This window comes from Pseudoxanthomonas sp. F37 (assembly GCF_022965755.1).
Lineage (GTDB): Bacteria > Pseudomonadota > Gammaproteobacteria > Xanthomonadales > Xanthomonadaceae > Pseudoxanthomonas_A.
Genome location: NZ_CP095187.1, coordinates 46,163 through 63,631, shown reverse-complemented (window position 1 = coordinate 63,631; position 17,469 = coordinate 46,163). Strand labels below are relative to the sequence as shown.

Genomic DNA, 17,469 nt, shown 5'->3' with positions numbered 1-17,469 from the left:
CAACGGCGTATACCTGTCACTGCTGACGGGCAGTCCCTTTCGCCGCATCTGCTGCTGGCTATCTCCTCTCGGCCCATCCCGCGCGCTCGCGCGTGCCGACGAGGTGTGTGTGGCGAACCATCAGACCCAGGTCTTCATCCTCCATCTGGGGTCCCGGCAATCCATCGGACCGGGCGATCTGCGGGTGATGTGGGCCACCGCCTGCGAGTCGCTCGACATCGCCGTGTCGCGACGACCGCCGGGCCACGGCAACAGCACGGGCAGGCCCTGCTTCGGGCTGTGGGCGGGCCGCGAGTTCCATCGCGCACCGGCCGAACAGCGCATGCGCGCGCTGCTCGAAGCGCGCGGGTTCCTTTTCACGCTTACGCATACCGCCCTGTAGGAGGGTGCATGACCTTTGATGTCGGGATCGGCAAGTGCCGGTCGGTGCAATCGGATTCGGTGGACGTGTGGGTGGACGGTTCCATCGTCCGGCGCCTGGCACCGGAAACCAAATGGCAGCGCGATGGCATCAGCGTCCTGCAGGTACCGGCGAAGCTGTGCAGTACGCGCCACCGCGTGGCGGTCGGCGAGGAAGTGTTCCTCGACACCGGCCTCATCAACGCCAACAGCGCCGGCAAGCTGGATGTCGACGGCAGCGGCGATTTCGCCCGGGCGCGCCTGTCCATGCTGGTGCCCGTCATCGACCCCGCGCCCGCCCCGCCCCCGCCCTCGCGCAAGGCCAGCTGGCGCTGATCCGGTCCGACAGTGCCTGGCGCGCGCTGGCATCTCGTGCAGCGCTCCGGCTCGGGCCATGGTCGGCGCCGGGAACAAGGGAGAGACAGGGCATGTGCCATACCGTGCGATGCGTGCTGGCGTTGGTCGCACTGCTGGCGCCGGGCGCGGGACTGGCCTGCGACACGGCAACCGGGCTTGAAGGGATGGTGTCCATCCCGCAATGCGATCCGACGACGTCCCGGACCTGCATTTCGGGCGGGGAAGCCCTGTACCAGGCCACCACCGCGTTCGATATTCCGGACGCGTTCACCATCGCGCTGCAGACCAGTCCCTGGCGGATGTACGACGCCGAAGATCGCATCGTGACCGTCGAAGAGATGGCGGCCGTGATCCGGGCGAAGCGCTCGGAGACGGATCGCCGGGTCCATCTCGCCGGTTCGTGGACCGCGGCCAGACCCGATGGCGGTGCGGATACGCTGGCGCGGCGGCTGTCGAACGCACTGGATGGTGTTCCCGTGGATGGCAGCGACGGGTTCCTCTGGCTGAGCGCGGCCGGCGAGCCGCGCACCACGCATCAGGCGTTTTCCGTCTGGAAGACCGGTCCGTATGCCGTGGAGCGTGGCGCGGAGGTGCTGATGCCGCTGGTGGCCGGGTGGACCGGGGCTTTCGAGGACCGGTTCGCCAGCGAAGGCAATGCCGCGGCCGTCGTCCGGGCAGGCGTGGGCCATGACGTGTTCATGCTCTGCCCGCAGCGCGCACGCGCCTCCTTCGAACGCGCCGCAGGCATGGGCAGTGCCATCGGGGCCTACAACGCCGGCCTGATGTACGCCGATGCCGGCGACCGCGCGACCGCCATCGCATGGTTGCAGAAGGCGCGGGCACTGGGCGAGCCCAAAGCCGGGCCCGCCCTGGTTCGCCTGGGCGTATCGCCCACGCCTGTGCCTCCCGGGTCTGACGGTCACTGACGTTCGTCTCGACGCCCCCTCCCGACGAACGGCGCGGCAGCGACCGTGCGGGCAGCCGCGCATCGCGCTAAGGTCCGCCCGGGGGTAACCGGGGACGCCACATGGGACGTGGTAGGAAGCACTTCTTCGACGATCTTGCCGCGCTGCCCTGGCCCGTGGGGCTGGCGGTGGGCGTGCTGGGCTACCTGGCCATCGCCCATGGCATTCCCTGGCTGTTCGCGCGCAGCGGTGGGGCGTTCGCGACGACCTTCGGCGCGGCCACGCATCCGTTCATGCCCTTGGCATGGATGTTCCTGGGCCTGTGCCTGATCGCCGCCGGCGTGTCTTTCTTCGGCGCGCGGCGCGCGCGCCGTCTGCTCGACACGCGCCGCGGGCTGGACAGCCTGGCCGCGCTGGGCTGGCGCGAGTTCGAGCGCCTGGTGGGCGAGGCCTATCGCCGTCGTGGCTACACGGTGGAGGAGACCGGCCTGGGGGGCGCCGATGGCGGCATCGACCTGGTCCTGCACCGCGACGGCAAGCGCACGCTGGTGCAGTGCAAGCAGTGGCGGCGCGAGAAGGTGCCGGTCAACGTGGTGCGCGAGATGTACGGCCTGTTGGCTCACCATGGTGCGGACGCCGTGCGTATCGCCGCGCTGGGCGGGTTCACCGCGGATGCGGCACGATTCGCGGACGGCAAACCGATCGAGCTGATCGATGGTGCGATGCTGCTGGGGCTGATCCGGGAGGTGCAGCGGGCGGGCGCCGCGCCCCCGGAGACGGCCCGCAGCTTCGATCGGGGTACTGCAGGGCCGCGCGCGCCGCAGTGTCCCGAGTGCAGTGCCGTGATGGTGCGAAGGACCAACAGGCGAACGGGAGAGGGATTCTGGGGTTGTCCGGCCTTCCCGGTGTGCAGGGGCTCCCGCTGAGCCTGCCCGGGGCCGGAGGCGCCGGTGGGGAACGGTACCGGAACAAAAGGCTGTCGATCCGCAGTTGCCGGCTTCGTCGTCCATACGACCCCAGCCTCGAGGAATGCGCATGAAATATCTCGGCCTTGCCTACTTCGCCCCGGACAAGTTCGCGGCAATGGCGCGCGACGATGTCGAGCGCCTGGTGAGCCAGTGCCCCGCGCTGGACGCGCAGATGCGTGCCACCGGCAAGGTGCTGTTGTCCGCATCGCTGGGCGACGTGGCCGGCTGGGCCACGCTGCGCCCCCGCAACGGAAGGACGCAGGTCAGCGACGGGCCCTACACCGAATCCAAGGAAGTGGTGGGCGGGCTGTTCATCATCGAGGCGGACGACCATGACCAGGCGCTGCGCCTTGCGTCCCTGCATCCTGCCGCCACCCTGGGCGAAGATGCGGGCTGGGCGGTGGAGCTGATCCCCATCGAATTCTTCATGACGCGCTGAAGACGGCGGTGCGCAAGACGCGTCCGGCGGCTGCGGATGGGCGACTTCGTCGGCCTGGCCCGCGTTTCGTCCCCCGCAGGTCCTGTTCCGTCGGCTGCGATTGCCCGCGCCGCTGCATCCATGCACCCTCGGCCCGGTCCTGTCCCTTGCCGGAGTCCGCATGACCCGTTTCCGCACCATCCCGTGGGTGCTGGCCGGCCTGGTGCCCGGCGTACTGACGATGCCCACCCTGGCGTCGGCCGAGTCCGCAGCGGGTTCACCCGAGGCGTGCTTTACCGCGCCGGACGCGCAGGCGCGGCGGGACCGGGTTGCCCAGGGCCTGCTGCCGCGCGTGATGTTCAGCGGTGAGACGGCGCCTGCACCCGTGCAGTCGCGCATGGCCGCACATCGCGTGCCGGCGTTCTCGGTGGCGGTGATCCGTGCAGGCGTGCTGGACTGGAGCGCCGCGTGGGGCCGGCAGCAGGCCGGGGGCGCGTCCGCCACCTGCCGCAGTCTGTTCCAGGCCGGCTCGCTGGCCAAGCCTGCCACCGTCCTGGCCGCATGGCGCATGCAGCAGGCGGGCGCGATCGATCTGGATGCCGACGTGGATACGTATCTGGCGCCGTGGAAACTGCCGGCCGGTCGGCAGGACGCCGGACATCGGGTGACCCTGCGCCACCTGTTCGCCCACACCGCGGGCGTCACCCCCGGAGGGTACGAGGGCTACCCACGCCACGCCGTCCTGCCGACCGACCTGCAGACCGTGCAGGGCCTGCCGCCGTCCAATGCACGCAAGGCGGAAGTGCTGGAGGTGCCGGGCACCACCTTGCGCTACTCCGGTCCCGGTTACACCGTGGCCGAGATCGCCCTGCAGCAGCACCTCGAGCGACCCTTCGAGTCGTTGATGCGCACCTGGCTGACCGGGCCGGTGGGCATGCGCCATGCCGATTTCAGCCAGCCGGTGCCGGGTGAAGGGACCGAGCATGTCGCGCGCGGCCACCGGGCCGATGGCCAGCCGGTGCCCGGGGGCTGGCACGCCCATCCCGAACAGGCGGCGGCGGGCCTGTGGGCCACGCCCGCCGATCTGGCCACCTTGCTGATCGAGTTGCGCAAGGGCTGGCTTGGCACCAGCACGGTGTTCGCCCAAGCGGGCATCCGCGAGCTGCTGGCCCGGCCTTTCGAAGAGCATGCCTATGGCTTCCGTCTGATCGGCGATGGCGAGCAGGTGTTCCTGACCCACTACGGCGGCACGGTCGGCTACCGCGCCGGAATGACGCTCAATCTGCGCAGTGGCGACGGGGCGGTGTTCATGACCAACGCCGACAGCGGCATGGACCTGGGGATGGAATTCTTCGCCGCCGTGTCGGATACCTACGGGTGGCCGAGCTTCGGGCCCACCCGGGTGGAAAGGGCGGCGACGCCGCCGGCCGCCGTCCTGCAGTCGCTCACCGGCCGTTACGGCTTCGAGGATGGCCCGGTGGTGGAGGTGGTGACCGAGGCCGGTGTACTGACGCTGGTATTCCCCAACGGCGACCGCTATCGGCTCAGCCCCATCAAGGGCCCGCCCCGCGCCTTCATCCATGCCGATACCGGCGTGCGCGCCAGTTTCGATGGCGAAGGCGAAGCGACGACAATCCAGCTGTACGGCGACACCGGCAGGCGATTGCGCTAGGGCGAGCGGCACCGGGCAGGCCCGCGTGCCGGATCGCGTGGATCTTCACGCTGGCGACGATACGGACGAGCCCTTCTTCTTCGCGCACCATCCGTGGATCATCCCCGCCTGGTGGAAGCGCAAGGGGGGCGCGAAGCCGCCGGCTTCCGCCAGCGCGGCCACGCGATCCGGCGGGAGGATGGCGACATCGCGGGCGTAGTTGGCGCGGATCTGTTCGAGGGCGGCCGCGTCCAGGCCGGCGCCGGACATGGTTTCCATCCACAGCCGCAGCATCGCCGGATAGTCGGACGCCTCCGTATCCCAGGCCAGGTCGGCCCACACCAGCGTGCCGCCAGCCCGGAGCCGGTGCGCGATGGAGGCGAAGAAGGCGGTGCGCACGTCCGGATCCAGCAGGAACTGGGAGACCAGCAGGCAGGTGGCCCCGTCGAACGCGGCCTCCTCCGGCAGCGTTTCCACCACGCCGGCATGGAACCGGCAACGGTCGGCGAAGCCTTCGCGCACGGCGCGCTCGCGGCAGGCGGCGATCATCTGCGTGGACGGATCCAGGGCGAGGAAGGTCCAGCGCGGAAAGCGCCGGGCCAGGTGGCCGATCTCGGCCCCGGTGCCGGCGCCGACGCACAGCACATGGGCATCGTCCGGCAGGGTGGCGAACACGGTGTCGATCAGGAACAGCAGGCTGTCCCGGATGGGCGCCATGCGCACCCAGCGTGCGTCGTAGCCGGCGGCCTGCTGGTCGAAGAGGGCGTCGAGTTCGTGCTGCTGCATGGCGGTTTCCGCGGTGGCCTCATTCCACCCTACACGGGTCGTCAAGTCCCCCGCGGCGGGGTGTCGCCACCGCGCCCCCGCGATGCGCCCGCCCTCACCACATCAGGTCGTCGGGGACCTTGAACTGCGCGTAGTACGCATCGTCTTCGGAGGTGGCCGCTTCGTGTCCATCCGGCTGGCCGTGGTCCAGCACGATCAGTGCGGCATCGCGTTCGCGCACCTTCTCGGCCGCCACGCGCGGCAGCAGTTCGTAGCGGTCGTCGAGGCGCGCGATGACCAGCGCCCCGGTGGACAGCTTCTTCCTCGCATCGTCGTCCACCAGCAGGGTGCGGATGGCGCCATCGACCGTGAAGCGGTACTCCACCACGCCGCCGCGCGGCAGCTTGCGGTCCTGGATGATCTGGCGCGCCTGCGCATGCAGTTCCGCCGCGCGGGCCTGCGCCCTGCGTCCGGCCTCCAGGGCACGGTCGCGCTCGACCTTCTCCGCGCGCGCCCGCTCGGCTTCGCGCTGGATCTCGCTGGGCGCCGGTGCCGCCTTGCCGTGGCGGGCCTTGTGCTGCTCGCGCGCCACCTCGGCCAGCTTGGACTTCTTCACCAGCCCGGCCTTGAGCAGCTGTTCCTGCAGCGGGTTTCCCTTCGCCATCGCGGGGTTCCTTGGGGATTTGGCGGCATGATACCCGTCCCGCACCGCTGCCTCCCCGTCCCGATGGAACCGCTCACCTACCTCGCCGGCTACCCGCAGGACCTGCAGGACCGCGTGCGTGCGCTGATCGAACAGGGCCGGCTTGGCACGATGCTGGCCGACAGATACCCGCAAGCGCACACGGTGCGCAACGACGGCCAGCTGTACGACTACGTGCAGGCGCTGAAGGAACGGTACCTGCGCCGCGCGGTGCCGCTGGGCAAGGTGGCCTACGACAGCACGTTGCAGGTGATGAAGCACGCACTGGGGACGCAAACCGCCATTTCGCGCGTGCACGGCGGCCGCCTGAAGGCCAGCCGCGAGATCCGCATCGCCAGCGTGTTCCGCGACGCCCCGGCCGAGTTCCTGAAGATGATCGTGGTGCACGAACTGGCGCACCTGAAGGAAGCCGAACACAACAAGGCGTTCTACGCCCTGTGCGCGCACATGGAGCCGGACTACCACCGGCTGGAGTTGGACCTGCGGCTGTACCTGACGCATCTGGACAGCGTGGGTACCGCCGCGCGTTGACGGGGCCTGCACGTGCGGGCGCGGATGCTGCACGTCCCCCGGCAACGCGAGGCAGGCACATGAAATCCAGGCACCTGCGCATGGGCATCGGCTTCCTTCCGCTCTTCCAGGCCCATGGCGTGCAGGCTGCGCAGATGGTCATTCCGCCCGGCGGACGCGAAGGGGGGCCCGACAACCGTCATCGGGGCGCGGACCAGTGGCTGTTCGTGGCATCCGGCCGCGGCATGGCCATTGTGGAAGGCGCGCGGCGCGCGCTGCGGCCCGGCAGCCTGTTGCTGATCGAACGCGGCGAGCGGCACGAGATCCGCGCTACGGGCCGCGCGCCCTTGAAGACGGTGAACTTCTATTCCCCGCCCGCCTATACCGCCGAGGGCGAGGAACGTCCGGCGGGCGAGTCCTGATGCAGAGGAGGGGATGACATGGACAGTGTGGTGCGCAGCCTGTTCGAACTGGGCATGCCGTGGTGGGAGTTCGTGCTGCGGGCGACCGCCGTCTATGTCGTGGTGCTGGTGATGGTGCGGCTGAGCGGCAAGCGCACGGTGGGCCAGTTCACCCCGTTCGACCTGCTGGTGGTGGTGCTGCTGGGTACCGCCGTGCAGAACTCCCTGATCGGCGAGGACACCTCGCTGCTCGGCGGGCTGATCCTGGCGGCGACCCTGCTGTCCCTCAACTGGACCGTCGGCAAGCTGTCCGCGCGCTCGCAGCGCTTCCACAGGATGGTGGAGGGCAGGCCGGTGATCCTGGTGCATCACGGCCATCTGTTCCGCGACGAGCTGGCGCGGCAGTCGATGAGCGAGGAGGACTTCGCCATCGCGCGGCGCTCGGCGGGCTACGCCACGCTGGGGGACATCGCGCTGGCGGTGCTGGAGTCGTCCGGCGAGATCACCTTCGTCCGCCGCAAGGAACGCGATGCCTCCGCCGATCAGTGAACCAGTCGCGCGGCGACGCTCTCCAGATCGTAGGCGAAGCCACCGTCGGCGCGCTGCACGATGTCGGCGCCCGCCGCCGCCTGCAGGAACGCGGTGGTGATCTGGTAGCCGCCGGCATGGGCCGGCGCGATGTGGCCGGCGATGCGGCTATCGTGCTCGGCCTGGCCCAGCAGCTCGCCAAAGGCGACCACGCGCATGACCAGCGAGGTCTCCTCCTGCGGGGTCAGGCCGTGCCCGCTGACCTGCCGGGTGATGGCGCTCATGCCCAGGCAGGGCAGGTCGTCTCCGTCGTACTCGTCCACGGGCATAGCACCGGTCATCACCGCCTGGAACACATCGATGCCGAAGGTCAGCAGCGCCGGATCGACCGGGACCGCCTCGGCGAGGCGGCCCCGGGGACCTGAAGGGTCATCGCGCGGCACGGGGCGTCCGCGGCTCAATGCTTGCGCCCGAGCATCTGCTCGCGGCTCTGCTCGGCGCGCGAGGCGCCGATGGCGGTCTCGACGTTCTTGACCTCTTCCGGCGGCGGCAGCACGGCCGGCATGCCCAGCGACTGGATCCACAGTTCCCGGCCCCATCCCATGGTGTGGTACAGGTGGTGGTCCTCGTCGCTTTCCACCGCCTTGTAGGCCGGCTCCAGCACTTTGGCCAGGGCGCCGCCCTGTTCCACGACCTTGCCGATCAGTTCCCAGTTCTGGTGATCCTTGGTTTCGGCCAGCACCACGCACTCGGCGGCCACCAGCTGGGCGGCTTCCGGGGTGTCGTGCTTGATCGCCATCTCGATGGCCTCGACCAGCGAGGCGCCCAGGTGCGCCACCACCTGGCGACCCGGCGACACGGCTTCGGTATCCAGATCCAACTGCTCGAACACGCGCGTGAGCACCTGCTCGTGCGTGCGTGTTTCTTCCAGATACTCGCCCCATTCCTTCTTCAGGTCGTCGTTGACGGCGGCCTTGAGCGCGGTGGTATAGATCTGGATGCCGCCGCGCTCGGTTTCCAGCGCCTGCAGCAGCAGTTCATGGACCTGGTCGGTGTTGACACTGGCGGAACGCGCCATGGCTAGACTCCGTGGGGGTTGGAAGGAGTCCCTGTTTTAGGCGCATGTACGCAAACGCGAGGTGAGGGCCACGCATGCACGACGTTCACAAGTCCAAACGCGCGCCGGGGCACGGGAAAGAGCGATGAGCGACACCGCCTTGCTGGTGCTGGACATGGTGAACCTGTTCGACTTCGAGGGCGGCGACCGTCTGGCGAAGGCGGCGCGGGCCATCGTGCCGCGCATCGGGCAGCTGCGTGCGCGTTTCGACGCGGCCGGCGCGCCCACGATCTACGTGAACGACAACTTCTCGCACTGGCAGGGGCAGTTCGGCGACCTGGTGGCCGCCTGCCGCGAAGCCGGCGGCGCATCTGCGGCGATCGTGCGGCAGCTGGCGCCGCGCCCGCACGACTATCACGTGCTCAAGCCCAAGCATTCCGGCTTCCTCGCCACGCCGCTGGCCATCCTGCTGGCCAAGCTGGGCGTGCGCCGGCTGGTGCTGACCGGCGTGTCCGCCGATTCCTGCGTACTGGCCACCGCGCAGGGCGCCAACATGCGCGAGTACGCGGTCTGGGTGCCGCAGGACGCCGTGGCCGCGATCACCCCCGCACGGCGTCGCCATGCCCTGCAGGTGATGGCCGTCGGACTGGGCGCGCAGGTGGGCGCGGTAGGCGCGGTGGCGGGCCTGTTCCCCGATGATGCATGACGGTCCGCGAGCCCACACGCGCCCTGCCGGCCGGTACCATGCGGCCATGAGCGCCTCCACCGTGATCCGTTTCTCCGCCACGCTGCAACGTCCGGCCGAACCGGAAGCAGCGGCGTGGACCTTCCTGCGGGTGCCCGCCGCGGCCAGCGCGAAGCTGCCCACGCGCAGCCTGGTGACGGTGGAGGGCACGCTGGCGGGCCAGCCGTTCCAGGCCACGCTGCAGCCGGACGGAGAAGGCAGTCATTGGCTGAAGGTGGAGCAGGCGCTGCGGGTGTCCGCGGGTGTCGTCGCCGGCGACCGGGTCGATCTGGCGATCGCGCCGGTGAAGGAAGAGCCCGAGCCGGTGGTGCCGGCCGATGTCCGCAAGGCCCTGGCGGCCGCACCCGAGGCGAAGGCGGTATGGAACAGCCTGACCGCGGTGGCGCGCCGCGACTGGATCCACTGGATCACCTCGGGCAAGAAGGCCGAGACGCGGGTCAAGCGCATCGCCACCGCCTGCGACATGCTGGCCTCCGGCAAGCGCCGCGCGTGCTGCTTCGACCGCTCCGGCATGTACAGCCGTGGCGCGATGGGCGCCCCCGCCGCGGCGGAGTAGCCATGCCGCCTGCGACGCTGCATCCGGCGCGTCGCCTCGTCCGTATCAGCCCAGGCATCGATCACCCGACCGGTCCGGGTCGCGGGAGGTCCGATGGGTTATCCTCCACGCCCCCCGCAGGAGTCCATGCGATGAGCCATTCCGACGAGAACACCGGCAAGGTGACCCAGGCGCAGGCCGAGGACGCCGTGCGCGTGCTGCTGGAATGGGCGGGCGAGGATCCCACGCGCGAAGGCCTGCTGGACACGCCCAAGCGCGTGGCCAAGGCCTACCGCGACTGGTTCAGCGGCTACCAGATGGACCCGCGCGAGTACCTGGCGCGCACGTTCGAAGAGGTCGCCGGCTACGACGAGATGATCGTGCTGCGCGACATCGAATTCGAAAGCCATTGCGAGCACCACATGGCGCCGATCATCGGCCGCGCGCACGTGGGCTACCTGCCGGACGGCAAGGTGGTGGGCATCAGCAAGCTGGCGCGCGTGGTGGACGTGTATGCGCGCCGCTTCCAGGTGCAGGAGAAGATGACCGCGCAGATCGCGCAGTGCATCCAGGACGTGCTGCAGCCCCGCGGGGTGGCCGTCGTGGTCGATGGCGCGCACGAATGCATGACCACCCGTGGCGTGCACAAGCGCGGCGTCAGCATGGTGACCAGCAAGATGCTGGGCGCCTTCCGCGACGATGCGCGCACGCGCGCCGAGTTCCTGCGCTTCATCGAGACGGGCCACGGCAAGCGTTGAGTGCGTGCCGATGTTGTAGGAGCGACATAGGTCGCGACCGCATGACGTCACTGTCCATCGGCTTGCTCATCTCAAGGATTCCGCCGTCCCGTTGCCTGAGGGTGCCCGGTCGCGACTCACGTCGCTCCTACAGTGAAGCGATGCCATGAACCCCTGCCCCTGCGGCACCGGCCGTACCTACGCCGCCTGCTGCGGCCGCTACCACGCCGGCGAGCCCGCCCCCGACGCCGAAGCGCTGATGCGCTCGCGCTACAGCGCCTTCGTCACCGCCAACGCGGACTACCTGCGCGCGACCTGGCATCCCGATACCCGTCCGGCCGAACTCGGCCTGGATGCGCCCGGCGCGCCCCGCACTGCGTGGCTGGGCCTGTCGGTGAAGCAGCACCGTGTCACCGGTCCGGATACGGCCGAGGTCGAGTTCGTCGCCCGCTACCGCATCGGCGGCGGCAGCGCCGTGCGCCTGCACGAGCGCAGCCGCTTCGTCCGCCTCGACGGACGATGGCTGTACCTGGACGGCGAGCACCGGTGAGCTTGATCCCTTCTCCCCGTGTGGCGGGGAGAAGGTGGCCGAAGAGCCTGCCCCGTACTCGATACGGGGCCGGATGAGGGGCGCGCGCGGACGTGAAGCGCGTGGTGTTCGCTGTGCGGAATCGGATGCTGCCGGAGCGCGGATGCTCGCGACATCGAGTCTCCGCTCTCCCCCTCTCCCGCCTGCGGCCCCTTATCTCTCCCCGCTTCGCAGGGAGAGGGAAAGAGCGTTCAGCCCTTCGGCTTCTCCAGGTAGTCCAGCGTCACCTGCAGCAATGCGCGCAGTCCCACGTCCAGCGAGGCCTCGTCCAGCATGAACTCGGGCGAGTGGTTGCTGGGCGCGGTGACCGGGTCGATGCTCTGGGCCGTGCTGCCGACGAAGAAGAACATCGAGGGCACTTCGCGCGCGTAGAACGAGAAATCCTCCGCGCCCATCTGCAGGGGCGGGGTGATCACGTTGTCCGCGCCCACCGCCGCCTGCAGGCTGGGCAGCATGCGCGCGGTCAGTTCCGGGTCGTTGACGGTGACCGGATTGCCGTCGTTGTCGGGCACGCTGGCCTCCACCTTCGCGCCGTGCGCGGCGCTGACGTGGGTGGCCACGTTCTTCAGGTCGGCGAAGATCTTCTGCCGCATGCCTTCGTCGAAGGTGCGGATGGTGCCCACCACTTCCACGTCGTCGGGGATGATGTTGTAGCGGATGCCGCCCTTGATCGCACCGAAGCTGACCACGGCCGGCAGCCTGGAGATGTCGGTGCGCCGGCTGACGATGGTCTGGGTGGTGCCGATCACGTCGGCCATCGCCACGATCGGGTCCACGCCGCCCCAGGGCCGCGAGCCGTGCGTCTGCCGGCCCACCACCTTCAACGTGAAGCTGTCCGACGCCGCCATCAGCGGTCCCTGGCGCACGCCTATCTGGCCGACCGGGATCGACGAGAACACGTGCAGGCCGAACACCGCCTCCGGCTTGAAGTCGCGGAACACGCCGTCCTTCAGCATCAGCGCCGCGCCGCCCTCCTCGCCGGCCGGCGCGCCTTCCTCGGCGGGCTGGAATACCAGCAGCACTTCGCCTGGCAGGCTGTCCTGCATGCCGACCAGCGCCTTCGCCACGCCCAGCAGGATGCCGGTATGCGCGTCATGGCCGCAGGCGTGCATCACGCCGACGGTTTCGCCGCGGTACGTCGCTGTGGCCTTGGAGGCGAACGGCAGGCTGTTGCGCTCGGTGACCGGCAGCGCGTCCATGTCGGCGCGCAGCGCGATGCGCGGGCCGGGCCTGCCGCCCTTGATCAGCGCGGTGACGCCGTGGTGCGCGATGCCGGTGCGCGGTTGCAGGCCCAGCTTGCGCAGCTCCTCGGCCACGCGCCTGGCGGTCTGCTCCTCGCGGTTGGACAGTTCCGGGTACTGGTGGAAATGCCGCCGCCAGCCGATCACCTGCTGCTGCATCGCCTTGCCGGCGGCGATGACCTCGGGCCGCTGCGTGGGCGGGGCATCCTGCGCGGCGGCCGTGGGGGCAAGCGAGGCGATGGCCAGCGCGATGACGGAAAGCAGCAGAGGGTTGGGCATGGCGATGTCCGGCAAAGGGTCGAGGGATCAGACAGTAGTGCGTTACTTCTTCGGTGTCGCGTACATGTCCTGCATGTCCGCGGTGTATTCGGCCAACGAGGGCATGCCCAGGGCGGCCCGGCGCGCCTCCACATGCTCCGGATCCTCGATGGGGCGGGGCTGCAGCACGCCTTCCACGGTGTGGAACTGGGTACCGTAGAGCTGCGGCCTGCCTTGGGCGATCCGCACGCGGTCGGTCAGGTAGGCCAGGTGGATGCCCGAGGCCTGTCCCCGTTCAACGGCTTCCTGCAGCATCGCCAGGACCTGTTCCTGGAAGGCAGGGTCGTGATCGGCATGCTGGGCGAGCAGGAAGAATCCCATGCTGCCGCTGCGGCCCACCTTGTCGTAGCCGGGCCATCCGTTCGCGTCCAGGTAGGCCTTCAGCCAGGTGGTGTTGTCGCGATCGACCTCGCCCAGCTTGGCGGCGAGCACCGGGTCGGTGGGAGCCTGCATGGCCTGGTTGCGCGCGTCCTGATCCCTGTCGACCCGCTGCTGCAATTCCTCCAGCAGGGCATCGTCGCGGCCGGACATCTCGGCCGCCATGTCGCGGCGATGGCGCGCGAGCAAGGCCGTCCAGCGCGGATCATCGTGCAAGGACGCCAGATCGGCATCGTCGGCGATATGGCTGCGCAGCAGATCCGAGGGCGTGGCGGCCAATCGGGCCAGGGCCGCTTCCTTGTCGCCGGCCAGGGCCAGGCAGCATGCCGCGTCGTAGGCGGCGCCGCGGACCGGCGGCGTGCGGTCCGCCTGCTGACCATACAGGCGCGCGCAGGTGGGGTAGTCCTTCGCCCTGTAGGCGGCGAGCGCGCTGCGATAGTCGCTGGCCTGCGCTACGGCCGCGAGGCAAAGACCCATGCATGCGATCAGGATTCCCGGCGTGTGCACCGTCATCATCCTTGGCGATGGAGGAAGCCCTAGAATACACACGCATCCGCACCGCCGCGTCGTCACGGGCGATGCCATCCACCACCTCCGCCATTCCATGCCCGACCTCGCCCTGCAGGTGTTCCTGCTGCTGTTCCTCGCCGCGATGCTGGCGGGCTTCATCGATGCCATCGCCGGCGGTGGGGGCATGATCACCATTCCCGCCATGCTGCTGGCCGGCATTCCGCCGCTGCAGGTGCTGGGCACCAACAAGCTGCAGTCGCTGTTCGGATCGGGGTCGGCCAGTTGGGCCTATGCGCGCCATGGGCACGTCGACCTCAAGGGCCAGCTGCCGATGGTGCTGACCGCGGCGTTGGGCGCGGTAGGCGGTGCGTTGCTGGCCACGGTCATTCCGGTGGACTGGCTGAAGTGGGCATTGCCGTTCCTGCTGGTCGGCATTGCCGTGTACTTCGGCCTGAAACCCGACATCGGCCACGTGGATCGCCACCAGCGCATGCGCCCGCAGGTGTTCGCGCTGACCTTCGTGCCGGCGATCGGCTTCTACGACGGCGTGTTCGGCCCGGGCACCGGCTCGTTCCTGATGCTGGGTTTCGTGGCCCTGGCCGGCTTCGGCATCCTCAAGGCGACCGCGCACACCAAGTTCCTCAACTTCGGTTCGAACGTCGGTGCGTTCGCCGTGTTCCTCGTCCATGGCGCGGTGCTGTGGAAGATCGGCCTGCTGATGGGGGCGGGCCAGTTCCTGGGTGCGCAGCTGGGTTCGCGTTTCGCGATGAGGCAGGGCGCCCGCATCATCAAGCCGCTGCTGGTCACCGTGTCGATCGCGCTGGCGATCCGCCTGCTGGCCGACCCGCAGCATCCGTTGCGGGTGTGGATGGGGCTCTGATCCCTCGCCCTGCCAGGCGGGGAGGAAGACATCGGCACGGCGCCGGCAAAAGCATGGGGGGGCGACCTGCGTCGCGATGCTCCTGCCTGGACCCCACGAAAAGCTCGCGGCTTGCGTCGCTCCCACCTCCACTCTCGATCAGCGCGTGCCGAGATAGTCCAGCGCCACCTGCAGCATCGCCCGGCTGCCGGTCTGCAGCGCCTGTTCGTCCAGCAGGAACTGCGGCGAGTGGTTGATCGGCGCGGTGGCCGGATCGATGCCCTTCGACGTCGCACCGACGAAGAAGTAGAAGCCCGGTACCGTGTTGGCGAACTGCGAGAAGTCCTCGGCCACCGTCACCAGCGGCATCTCCACCACGTTCGCCGCGCCGACCGCCTTCTCCAGCGAAGGCCGCACGCGCTGGGTGAGCGCGGGCTGGTTGATGGTGGCCGGCGCGTTGTTGGCGACCTTCAGCTCGGCGCTGCCGCCGCTGGCATGGCTGTAGTCGTCGGCGATGCGGCGGAAGCGTGCGATCACGTCCTCGCGCACGGCAGGGTCGAAGGTGCGCAGCGTGCCGACCAGGGTGGCTTCGTCGGGGATGATGTTGAAGCGTACGCCGGCCTGGAACTGGCCGGCGGTCAGCACCACCGGACTGGTGGCGATGTTCACCTGGCGCGCGATCATGCTCTGCGTGCCCAGCAGGATCTGCGCGCCCAGGGTGATCGGGTCCACGCCGTCCCACGGACGCGAACCGTGCGTCTGCCTGCCTTTCACCACCAGCGACCATTCGTCCGCCGCGGCCAGCAGTGGCCCGCTGCGGTAGCCCACGCTGCCCACCGGCAGGCCGGCCCAGACATGCAGGCCGAACACGGCGTCCGGGGTGAAGTCCTCGAACACGCCCTCCTGCAGCATCAACGCCGCGCCGAACACCTCGCCCGCGACCGGCGGACCTTCTTCCGCCGGCTGGAAGACGAACATCACTTCGCCGGCCAGTTCGTCCTTCGCCGCGACCAGCGCCTGCGCCACGCCCATCAGGATGGCGACATGCGCATCGTGGCCGCAGGCGTGCATCACGCCGACCGGTTGGCCGCGGTACTCGGCCTTCACCTTCGAGGCGAACGGCAGGCCCGTCTGTTCGGTGACGGGCAGCGCGTCCATGTCGGCGCGCAAAGCGATGCGCGGTCCCGGCTTCGCGCCCTTCAGCACCGCGACCACGCCGGTCTTGCCGACGCCGGTACGGACCGTCAGCCCCAGCGAGCGCAGGTGGTCGGCGACGCGCCTGGCGGTGCGGACTTCCTGCTCGCCCAGCTCGGGATGCTGGTGGAAGTCGCGGCGCCATTGCACCAGCTGCGGTTGCGCGCGTTCGAGCGCAGCCAGCGCGGTGGCGTCCTGTGCGCGGGCGTCGGCACCGGCCAGTGCGGCGGTGGCGACGAGCAGGGCGGCGAACAGGCGGTGGGCGCGGAGCATGGCGGCATCCGATGGAATGGGGAGCACGATGCTAGCGCGCCCCCGCGATGCGTCCAATGATGCTAAGGCATGAGAGCGGCTGCGGTACTGTGGGAGCGACGCCCGTCGCGATGCTCCTCCGCGACCGGCATGAAACGCTCCGCGACCGACCTTGCTCCCACACCGCACGCCCCGCACCACGCCGGTTCGCGCCTCAGCGGAACACCACCGTGCGATGGCCGTTGAGCAGGATGCGGTGCTCCACATGGCGGCGCACGGCGCGCGCGAGCACCAGCGATTCGATGTCGCTGCCCATGCGCACCAGCTCTTTCGGCGTCATCGCGTGATCCACGCGGGCCACGTCCTGTTCGATGATGGGGCCTTCGTCGAGCTCGCGCGTCACGTAGTGCGCGGTGGCGCCGATGATCTTGACCCCGCGCGCATGCGCCTGGTGGTACGGTTTGGCGCCCTTGAAGCTGGGCAGGAAGCTGTGGTGGATGTTGATGGCGCGGCCGGCCAGCGCATCGCACAGCGCCGGCGAGAGGATCTGCATGTAGCGCGCCAGCACCACCAGGTCGATCCGTTCGCGCTCGACCAGGTCGATGATGCGCCGCTCCTGTTCGTCGCGGTGGTCAGCAGTGACCGGCAGGTGATGGAAGGCCACGCCGTAGGACTGCGCCAGCGGGGCGAAGTCGGCGTGGTTGGAAACCACGCAGGCGATCTCCACCGGCAGCTGCCGGCTGTGCACGCGGAACAGCAGGTCGTTGAGGCAGTGTCCCTGCTTGCTCACCAGCACCATCAGCCGCGCCTTGCGGCGGGCGTCGTGCAGCTGCCAGTCCATCGCCAACGCATCGGCCAGCGGCTGGAAGCGCGCGTGCAGCGTTTCGGCCAGGACGCCATCGGGCAGGTCGAAGTGCACGCGCAGGAAGAAGCGGCCGGATTCCTCGTCGCCGAACTGCTGGGCATCCAGGATGTTGCAGCCGGCATCGAACAGCAGCCCGGTGACGCGGTAGACGATGCCGGTGGTGTCCGGGCACGAAAGCGTGAGGATATGGTCGCGGCGCATGGGGCGGGCTTATTCGCAGCGGGCCGCGGTGATGCGGTTGCCGGCGTCGATGTACACGCGCAGGCGGTCGCTGCGCGCATCGTGCTTGACCACGGTGCCGGGTCCGATGGGATTGACCAGGCCGGCGCCGCTCTCGCTGGACAGCCGGCGCAGGGTGGCCTCGTCCGCCGGCTGGCCCACGGCCCAGCCCAGCGAGGCATCGCTGCAGCGGCCGCTGCCGGCCACCTGCGGGCCGGGCGTGCTGACGCAGGCGGAGAGCGCCAGCATGCCCATCACCAGGAATGGCGCGCGGAGGGACGAACGGTGCGACAGCAGGGGGAGGGCCATGGCAGCATCTCGGGGGACGGGACCGCTGTTTAACATACCCGCCGGCATAAAGGGCG

The 17,469-nt window shown here is 69.6% G+C and carries 23 protein-coding genes; 14 read left to right on the top strand and 9 right to left on the bottom strand.

Features of this window, described 5'->3' with window-relative positions:
• Nucleotides 1-109: 109 nt before the first annotated feature.
• From MUU77_RS00340 to MUU77_RS00315, 6 genes are all read left to right on the top strand, one after another.
• Nucleotides 110-382, top strand: a complete 273-nt coding sequence (locus tag MUU77_RS00340) for a hypothetical protein (RefSeq protein WP_245090191.1) — start codon at nt 110-112, stop codon at nt 380-382.
• A gap of 8 nt (nt 383-390) precedes the next feature.
• Nucleotides 391-735: a hypothetical protein gene (locus MUU77_RS00335; protein WP_245090188.1), complete on the top strand. Its 345-nt coding sequence runs from the start codon at nt 391-393 to the stop codon at nt 733-735.
• A 122-nt stretch (nt 736-857) separates the two neighbouring features.
• A complete protein-coding gene (locus tag MUU77_RS00330; RefSeq protein WP_245090185.1) occupies nt 858-1,682 on the top strand; it encodes a hypothetical protein in 825 nt (274 codons plus the stop codon).
• Between the two features lie 101 nt (nt 1,683-1,783).
• Nucleotides 1,784-2,587, top strand: a complete 804-nt coding sequence (locus MUU77_RS00325; protein ID WP_245090181.1) for a restriction endonuclease — start codon at nt 1,784-1,786, stop codon at nt 2,585-2,587.
• A gap of 109 nt (nt 2,588-2,696) precedes the next feature.
• Nucleotides 2,697-3,068, top strand: coding sequence for a YciI family protein (locus tag MUU77_RS00320; RefSeq protein WP_245090180.1), 372 nt, complete (start codon nt 2,697-2,699; stop codon nt 3,066-3,068).
• 160 nt (nt 3,069-3,228) lie between these two features.
• Complete coding sequence (locus MUU77_RS00315) at nt 3,229-4,719, top strand: serine hydrolase domain-containing protein (RefSeq protein WP_245090178.1); 1,491 nt, start codon at nt 3,229-3,231, stop codon at nt 4,717-4,719.
• 45 nt (nt 4,720-4,764) lie between these two features.
• Here the strand turns inward: MUU77_RS00315 and MUU77_RS00310 are convergent, their stop codons facing one another.
• Together MUU77_RS00310 and MUU77_RS00305 are read right to left on the bottom strand one after the other, a co-directional pair.
• Nucleotides 4,765-5,484, bottom strand: a complete 720-nt coding sequence (locus MUU77_RS00310; protein ID WP_245090168.1) for a class I SAM-dependent methyltransferase — start codon at nt 5,482-5,484, stop codon at nt 4,765-4,767.
• Between the two features lie 94 nt (nt 5,485-5,578).
• Nucleotides 5,579-6,127: a DUF2058 domain-containing protein gene (locus MUU77_RS00305; protein ID WP_245090165.1), complete on the bottom strand. Its 549-nt coding sequence runs from the start codon at nt 6,125-6,127 to the stop codon at nt 5,579-5,581.
• 63 nt (nt 6,128-6,190) lie between these two features.
• Here MUU77_RS00305 and MUU77_RS00300 point away from each other — a divergent pair, with 63 nt between their 5' ends.
• From MUU77_RS00300 to MUU77_RS00290, 3 genes are read left to right on the top strand one after another with little or no spacing between them, the layout of a single operon-like run.
• The gene (locus tag MUU77_RS00300) at nt 6,191-6,697 is read left to right on the top strand and encodes a M48 family metallopeptidase (RefSeq protein ID WP_245090162.1); all 507 of its coding nucleotides are present in this window, start codon (nt 6,191-6,193) and stop codon (nt 6,695-6,697) included.
• A gap of 59 nt (nt 6,698-6,756) precedes the next feature.
• Nucleotides 6,757-7,098, top strand: a complete 342-nt coding sequence (locus tag MUU77_RS00295) for a cupin domain-containing protein (RefSeq protein ID WP_245090159.1) — start codon at nt 6,757-6,759, stop codon at nt 7,096-7,098.
• Nucleotides 7,099-7,128: 30 nt separating this feature from the next.
• Complete coding sequence (locus MUU77_RS00290; protein WP_245094079.1) at nt 7,129-7,626, top strand: YetF domain-containing protein; 498 nt, start codon at nt 7,129-7,131, stop codon at nt 7,624-7,626.
• On the opposite strand, the gene MUU77_RS00285 is transcribed toward MUU77_RS00290, so the two are convergent.
• Both MUU77_RS00285 and MUU77_RS00280 read right to left on the bottom strand, forming a co-directional pair.
• Nucleotides 7,620-8,048, bottom strand: coding sequence for a hypothetical protein (locus tag MUU77_RS00285; protein ID WP_245090156.1), 429 nt, complete (start codon nt 8,046-8,048; stop codon nt 7,620-7,622). The two genes, MUU77_RS00290 and MUU77_RS00285, sit on opposite strands and share 7 nt — an antisense overlap.
• 14 nt (nt 8,049-8,062) lie before the next feature.
• Complete coding sequence (locus MUU77_RS00280; protein WP_245090153.1) at nt 8,063-8,683, bottom strand: hypothetical protein; 621 nt, start codon at nt 8,681-8,683, stop codon at nt 8,063-8,065.
• A gap of 124 nt (nt 8,684-8,807) precedes the next feature.
• Here MUU77_RS00280 and MUU77_RS00275 point away from each other — a divergent pair, with 124 nt between their 5' ends.
• The 4 genes from MUU77_RS00275 to MUU77_RS00260 all read left to right on the top strand — a co-directional run bounded on the left by MUU77_RS00275 (nt 8,808) and on the right by MUU77_RS00260 (nt 11,229).
• Nucleotides 8,808-9,368 carry an isochorismatase family cysteine hydrolase gene (locus MUU77_RS00275; protein ID WP_245090149.1) on the top strand — a complete coding sequence of 187 codons (561 nt, stop codon included), beginning with the start codon at nt 8,808-8,810 and terminating at the stop codon, nt 9,366-9,368.
• 46 nt (nt 9,369-9,414) lie between these two features.
• Nucleotides 9,415-9,963 carry a YdeI/OmpD-associated family protein gene (locus MUU77_RS00270; RefSeq protein ID WP_245090146.1) on the top strand — a complete coding sequence of 183 codons (549 nt, stop codon included), beginning with the start codon at nt 9,415-9,417 and terminating at the stop codon, nt 9,961-9,963.
• Between the two features lie 131 nt (nt 9,964-10,094).
• A complete protein-coding gene (folE, locus tag MUU77_RS00265) occupies nt 10,095-10,700 on the top strand; it encodes a GTP cyclohydrolase I FolE (RefSeq protein WP_245090143.1) in 606 nt (201 codons plus the stop codon).
• A 145-nt stretch (nt 10,701-10,845) separates the two neighbouring features.
• The gene (locus tag MUU77_RS00260; protein WP_245090139.1) at nt 10,846-11,229 is read left to right on the top strand and encodes a YchJ family metal-binding protein; all 384 of its coding nucleotides are present in this window, start codon (nt 10,846-10,848) and stop codon (nt 11,227-11,229) included.
• Nucleotides 11,230-11,459: 230 nt separating this feature from the next.
• Here the strand turns inward: MUU77_RS00260 and MUU77_RS00255 are convergent, their stop codons facing one another.
• The gene (locus MUU77_RS00255) at nt 11,460-12,788 is read right to left on the bottom strand and encodes an amidohydrolase (protein WP_245090136.1); all 1,329 of its coding nucleotides are present in this window, start codon (nt 12,786-12,788) and stop codon (nt 11,460-11,462) included.
• A 42-nt stretch (nt 12,789-12,830) separates the two neighbouring features.
• Nucleotides 12,831-13,682 carry a DUF6624 domain-containing protein gene (locus tag MUU77_RS00250; RefSeq protein ID WP_245090133.1) on the bottom strand — a complete coding sequence of 284 codons (852 nt, stop codon included), beginning with the start codon at nt 13,680-13,682 and terminating at the stop codon, nt 12,831-12,833.
• A gap of 127 nt (nt 13,683-13,809) precedes the next feature.
• On the opposite strand from MUU77_RS00250, the gene MUU77_RS00245 reads away from it, so the two are divergent.
• The gene (locus MUU77_RS00245; RefSeq protein ID WP_245090130.1) at nt 13,810-14,595 is read left to right on the top strand and encodes a TSUP family transporter; all 786 of its coding nucleotides are present in this window, start codon (nt 13,810-13,812) and stop codon (nt 14,593-14,595) included.
• Nucleotides 14,596-14,733: 138 nt separating this feature from the next.
• On the opposite strand, the gene MUU77_RS00240 is transcribed toward MUU77_RS00245, so the two are convergent.
• From MUU77_RS00240 to MUU77_RS00230, 3 genes are all read right to left on the bottom strand, one after another.
• Entirely contained in the window at nt 14,734-16,041 is a 1,308-nt protein-coding gene (locus MUU77_RS00240; protein WP_245090127.1) for an amidohydrolase, read from the bottom strand.
• 193 nt (nt 16,042-16,234) lie between these two features.
• Nucleotides 16,235-17,086: a formyltetrahydrofolate deformylase gene (gene purU, locus MUU77_RS00235; protein WP_245090124.1), complete on the bottom strand. Its 852-nt coding sequence runs from the start codon at nt 17,084-17,086 to the stop codon at nt 16,235-16,237.
• A 9-nt stretch (nt 17,087-17,095) separates the two neighbouring features.
• A complete protein-coding gene (locus MUU77_RS00230; RefSeq protein WP_345779067.1) occupies nt 17,096-17,359 on the bottom strand; it encodes a hypothetical protein in 264 nt (87 codons plus the stop codon).
• Between the last annotated feature and the right edge of the window lie 110 nt (nt 17,360-17,469).

What these genes read in the sequence shown, in the direction of transcription:
- MUU77_RS00240 (WP_245090127.1), bottom strand. Translation starts at nt 16,041, where the DNA reads ATGCTCCGCGCCCACCGCCTGTTCGCCGCCCTGCTCGTCGCCACCGCC.
- MUU77_RS00300 (WP_245090162.1), top strand. Translation starts at nt 6,191, where the DNA reads ATGGAACCGCTCACCTACCTCGCCGGCTACCCGCAGGACCTGCAGGAC.
- MUU77_RS00260 (WP_245090139.1), top strand. Translation starts at nt 10,846, where the DNA reads ATGAACCCCTGCCCCTGCGGCACCGGCCGTACCTACGCCGCCTGCTGC.
- MUU77_RS00230 (WP_345779067.1), bottom strand. Translation starts at nt 17,359, where the DNA reads ATGGGCATGCTGGCGCTCTCCGCCTGCGTCAGCACGCCCGGCCCGCAG.
- MUU77_RS00305 (WP_245090165.1), bottom strand. Translation starts at nt 6,127, where the DNA reads ATGGCGAAGGGAAACCCGCTGCAGGAACAGCTGCTCAAGGCCGGGCTG.
- purU (WP_245090124.1), bottom strand. Translation starts at nt 17,086, where the DNA reads ATGCGCCGCGACCATATCCTCACGCTTTCGTGCCCGGACACCACCGGC.
- MUU77_RS00320 (WP_245090180.1), top strand. Translation starts at nt 2,697, where the DNA reads ATGAAATATCTCGGCCTTGCCTACTTCGCCCCGGACAAGTTCGCGGCA.
- folE (WP_245090143.1), top strand. Translation starts at nt 10,095, where the DNA reads ATGAGCCATTCCGACGAGAACACCGGCAAGGTGACCCAGGCGCAGGCC.
- MUU77_RS00325 (WP_245090181.1), top strand. Translation starts at nt 1,784, where the DNA reads ATGGGACGTGGTAGGAAGCACTTCTTCGACGATCTTGCCGCGCTGCCC.
- MUU77_RS00315 (WP_245090178.1), top strand. Translation starts at nt 3,229, where the DNA reads ATGACCCGTTTCCGCACCATCCCGTGGGTGCTGGCCGGCCTGGTGCCC.
- MUU77_RS00295 (WP_245090159.1), top strand. Translation starts at nt 6,757, where the DNA reads ATGAAATCCAGGCACCTGCGCATGGGCATCGGCTTCCTTCCGCTCTTC.
- MUU77_RS00335 (WP_245090188.1), top strand. Translation starts at nt 391, where the DNA reads ATGACCTTTGATGTCGGGATCGGCAAGTGCCGGTCGGTGCAATCGGAT.
- MUU77_RS00250 (WP_245090133.1), bottom strand. Translation starts at nt 13,682, where the DNA reads ATGGGTCTTTGCCTCGCGGCCGTAGCGCAGGCCAGCGACTATCGCAGC.
- MUU77_RS00255 (WP_245090136.1), bottom strand. Translation starts at nt 12,788, where the DNA reads ATGCCCAACCCTCTGCTGCTTTCCGTCATCGCGCTGGCCATCGCCTCG.
- MUU77_RS00245 (WP_245090130.1), top strand. Translation starts at nt 13,810, where the DNA reads ATGCCCGACCTCGCCCTGCAGGTGTTCCTGCTGCTGTTCCTCGCCGCG.
- MUU77_RS00280 (WP_245090153.1), bottom strand. Translation starts at nt 8,683, where the DNA reads ATGGCGCGTTCCGCCAGTGTCAACACCGACCAGGTCCATGAACTGCTG.
- MUU77_RS00275 (WP_245090149.1), top strand. Translation starts at nt 8,808, where the DNA reads ATGAGCGACACCGCCTTGCTGGTGCTGGACATGGTGAACCTGTTCGAC.
- MUU77_RS00310 (WP_245090168.1), bottom strand. Translation starts at nt 5,484, where the DNA reads ATGCAGCAGCACGAACTCGACGCCCTCTTCGACCAGCAGGCCGCCGGC.
- MUU77_RS00270 (WP_245090146.1), top strand. Translation starts at nt 9,415, where the DNA reads ATGAGCGCCTCCACCGTGATCCGTTTCTCCGCCACGCTGCAACGTCCG.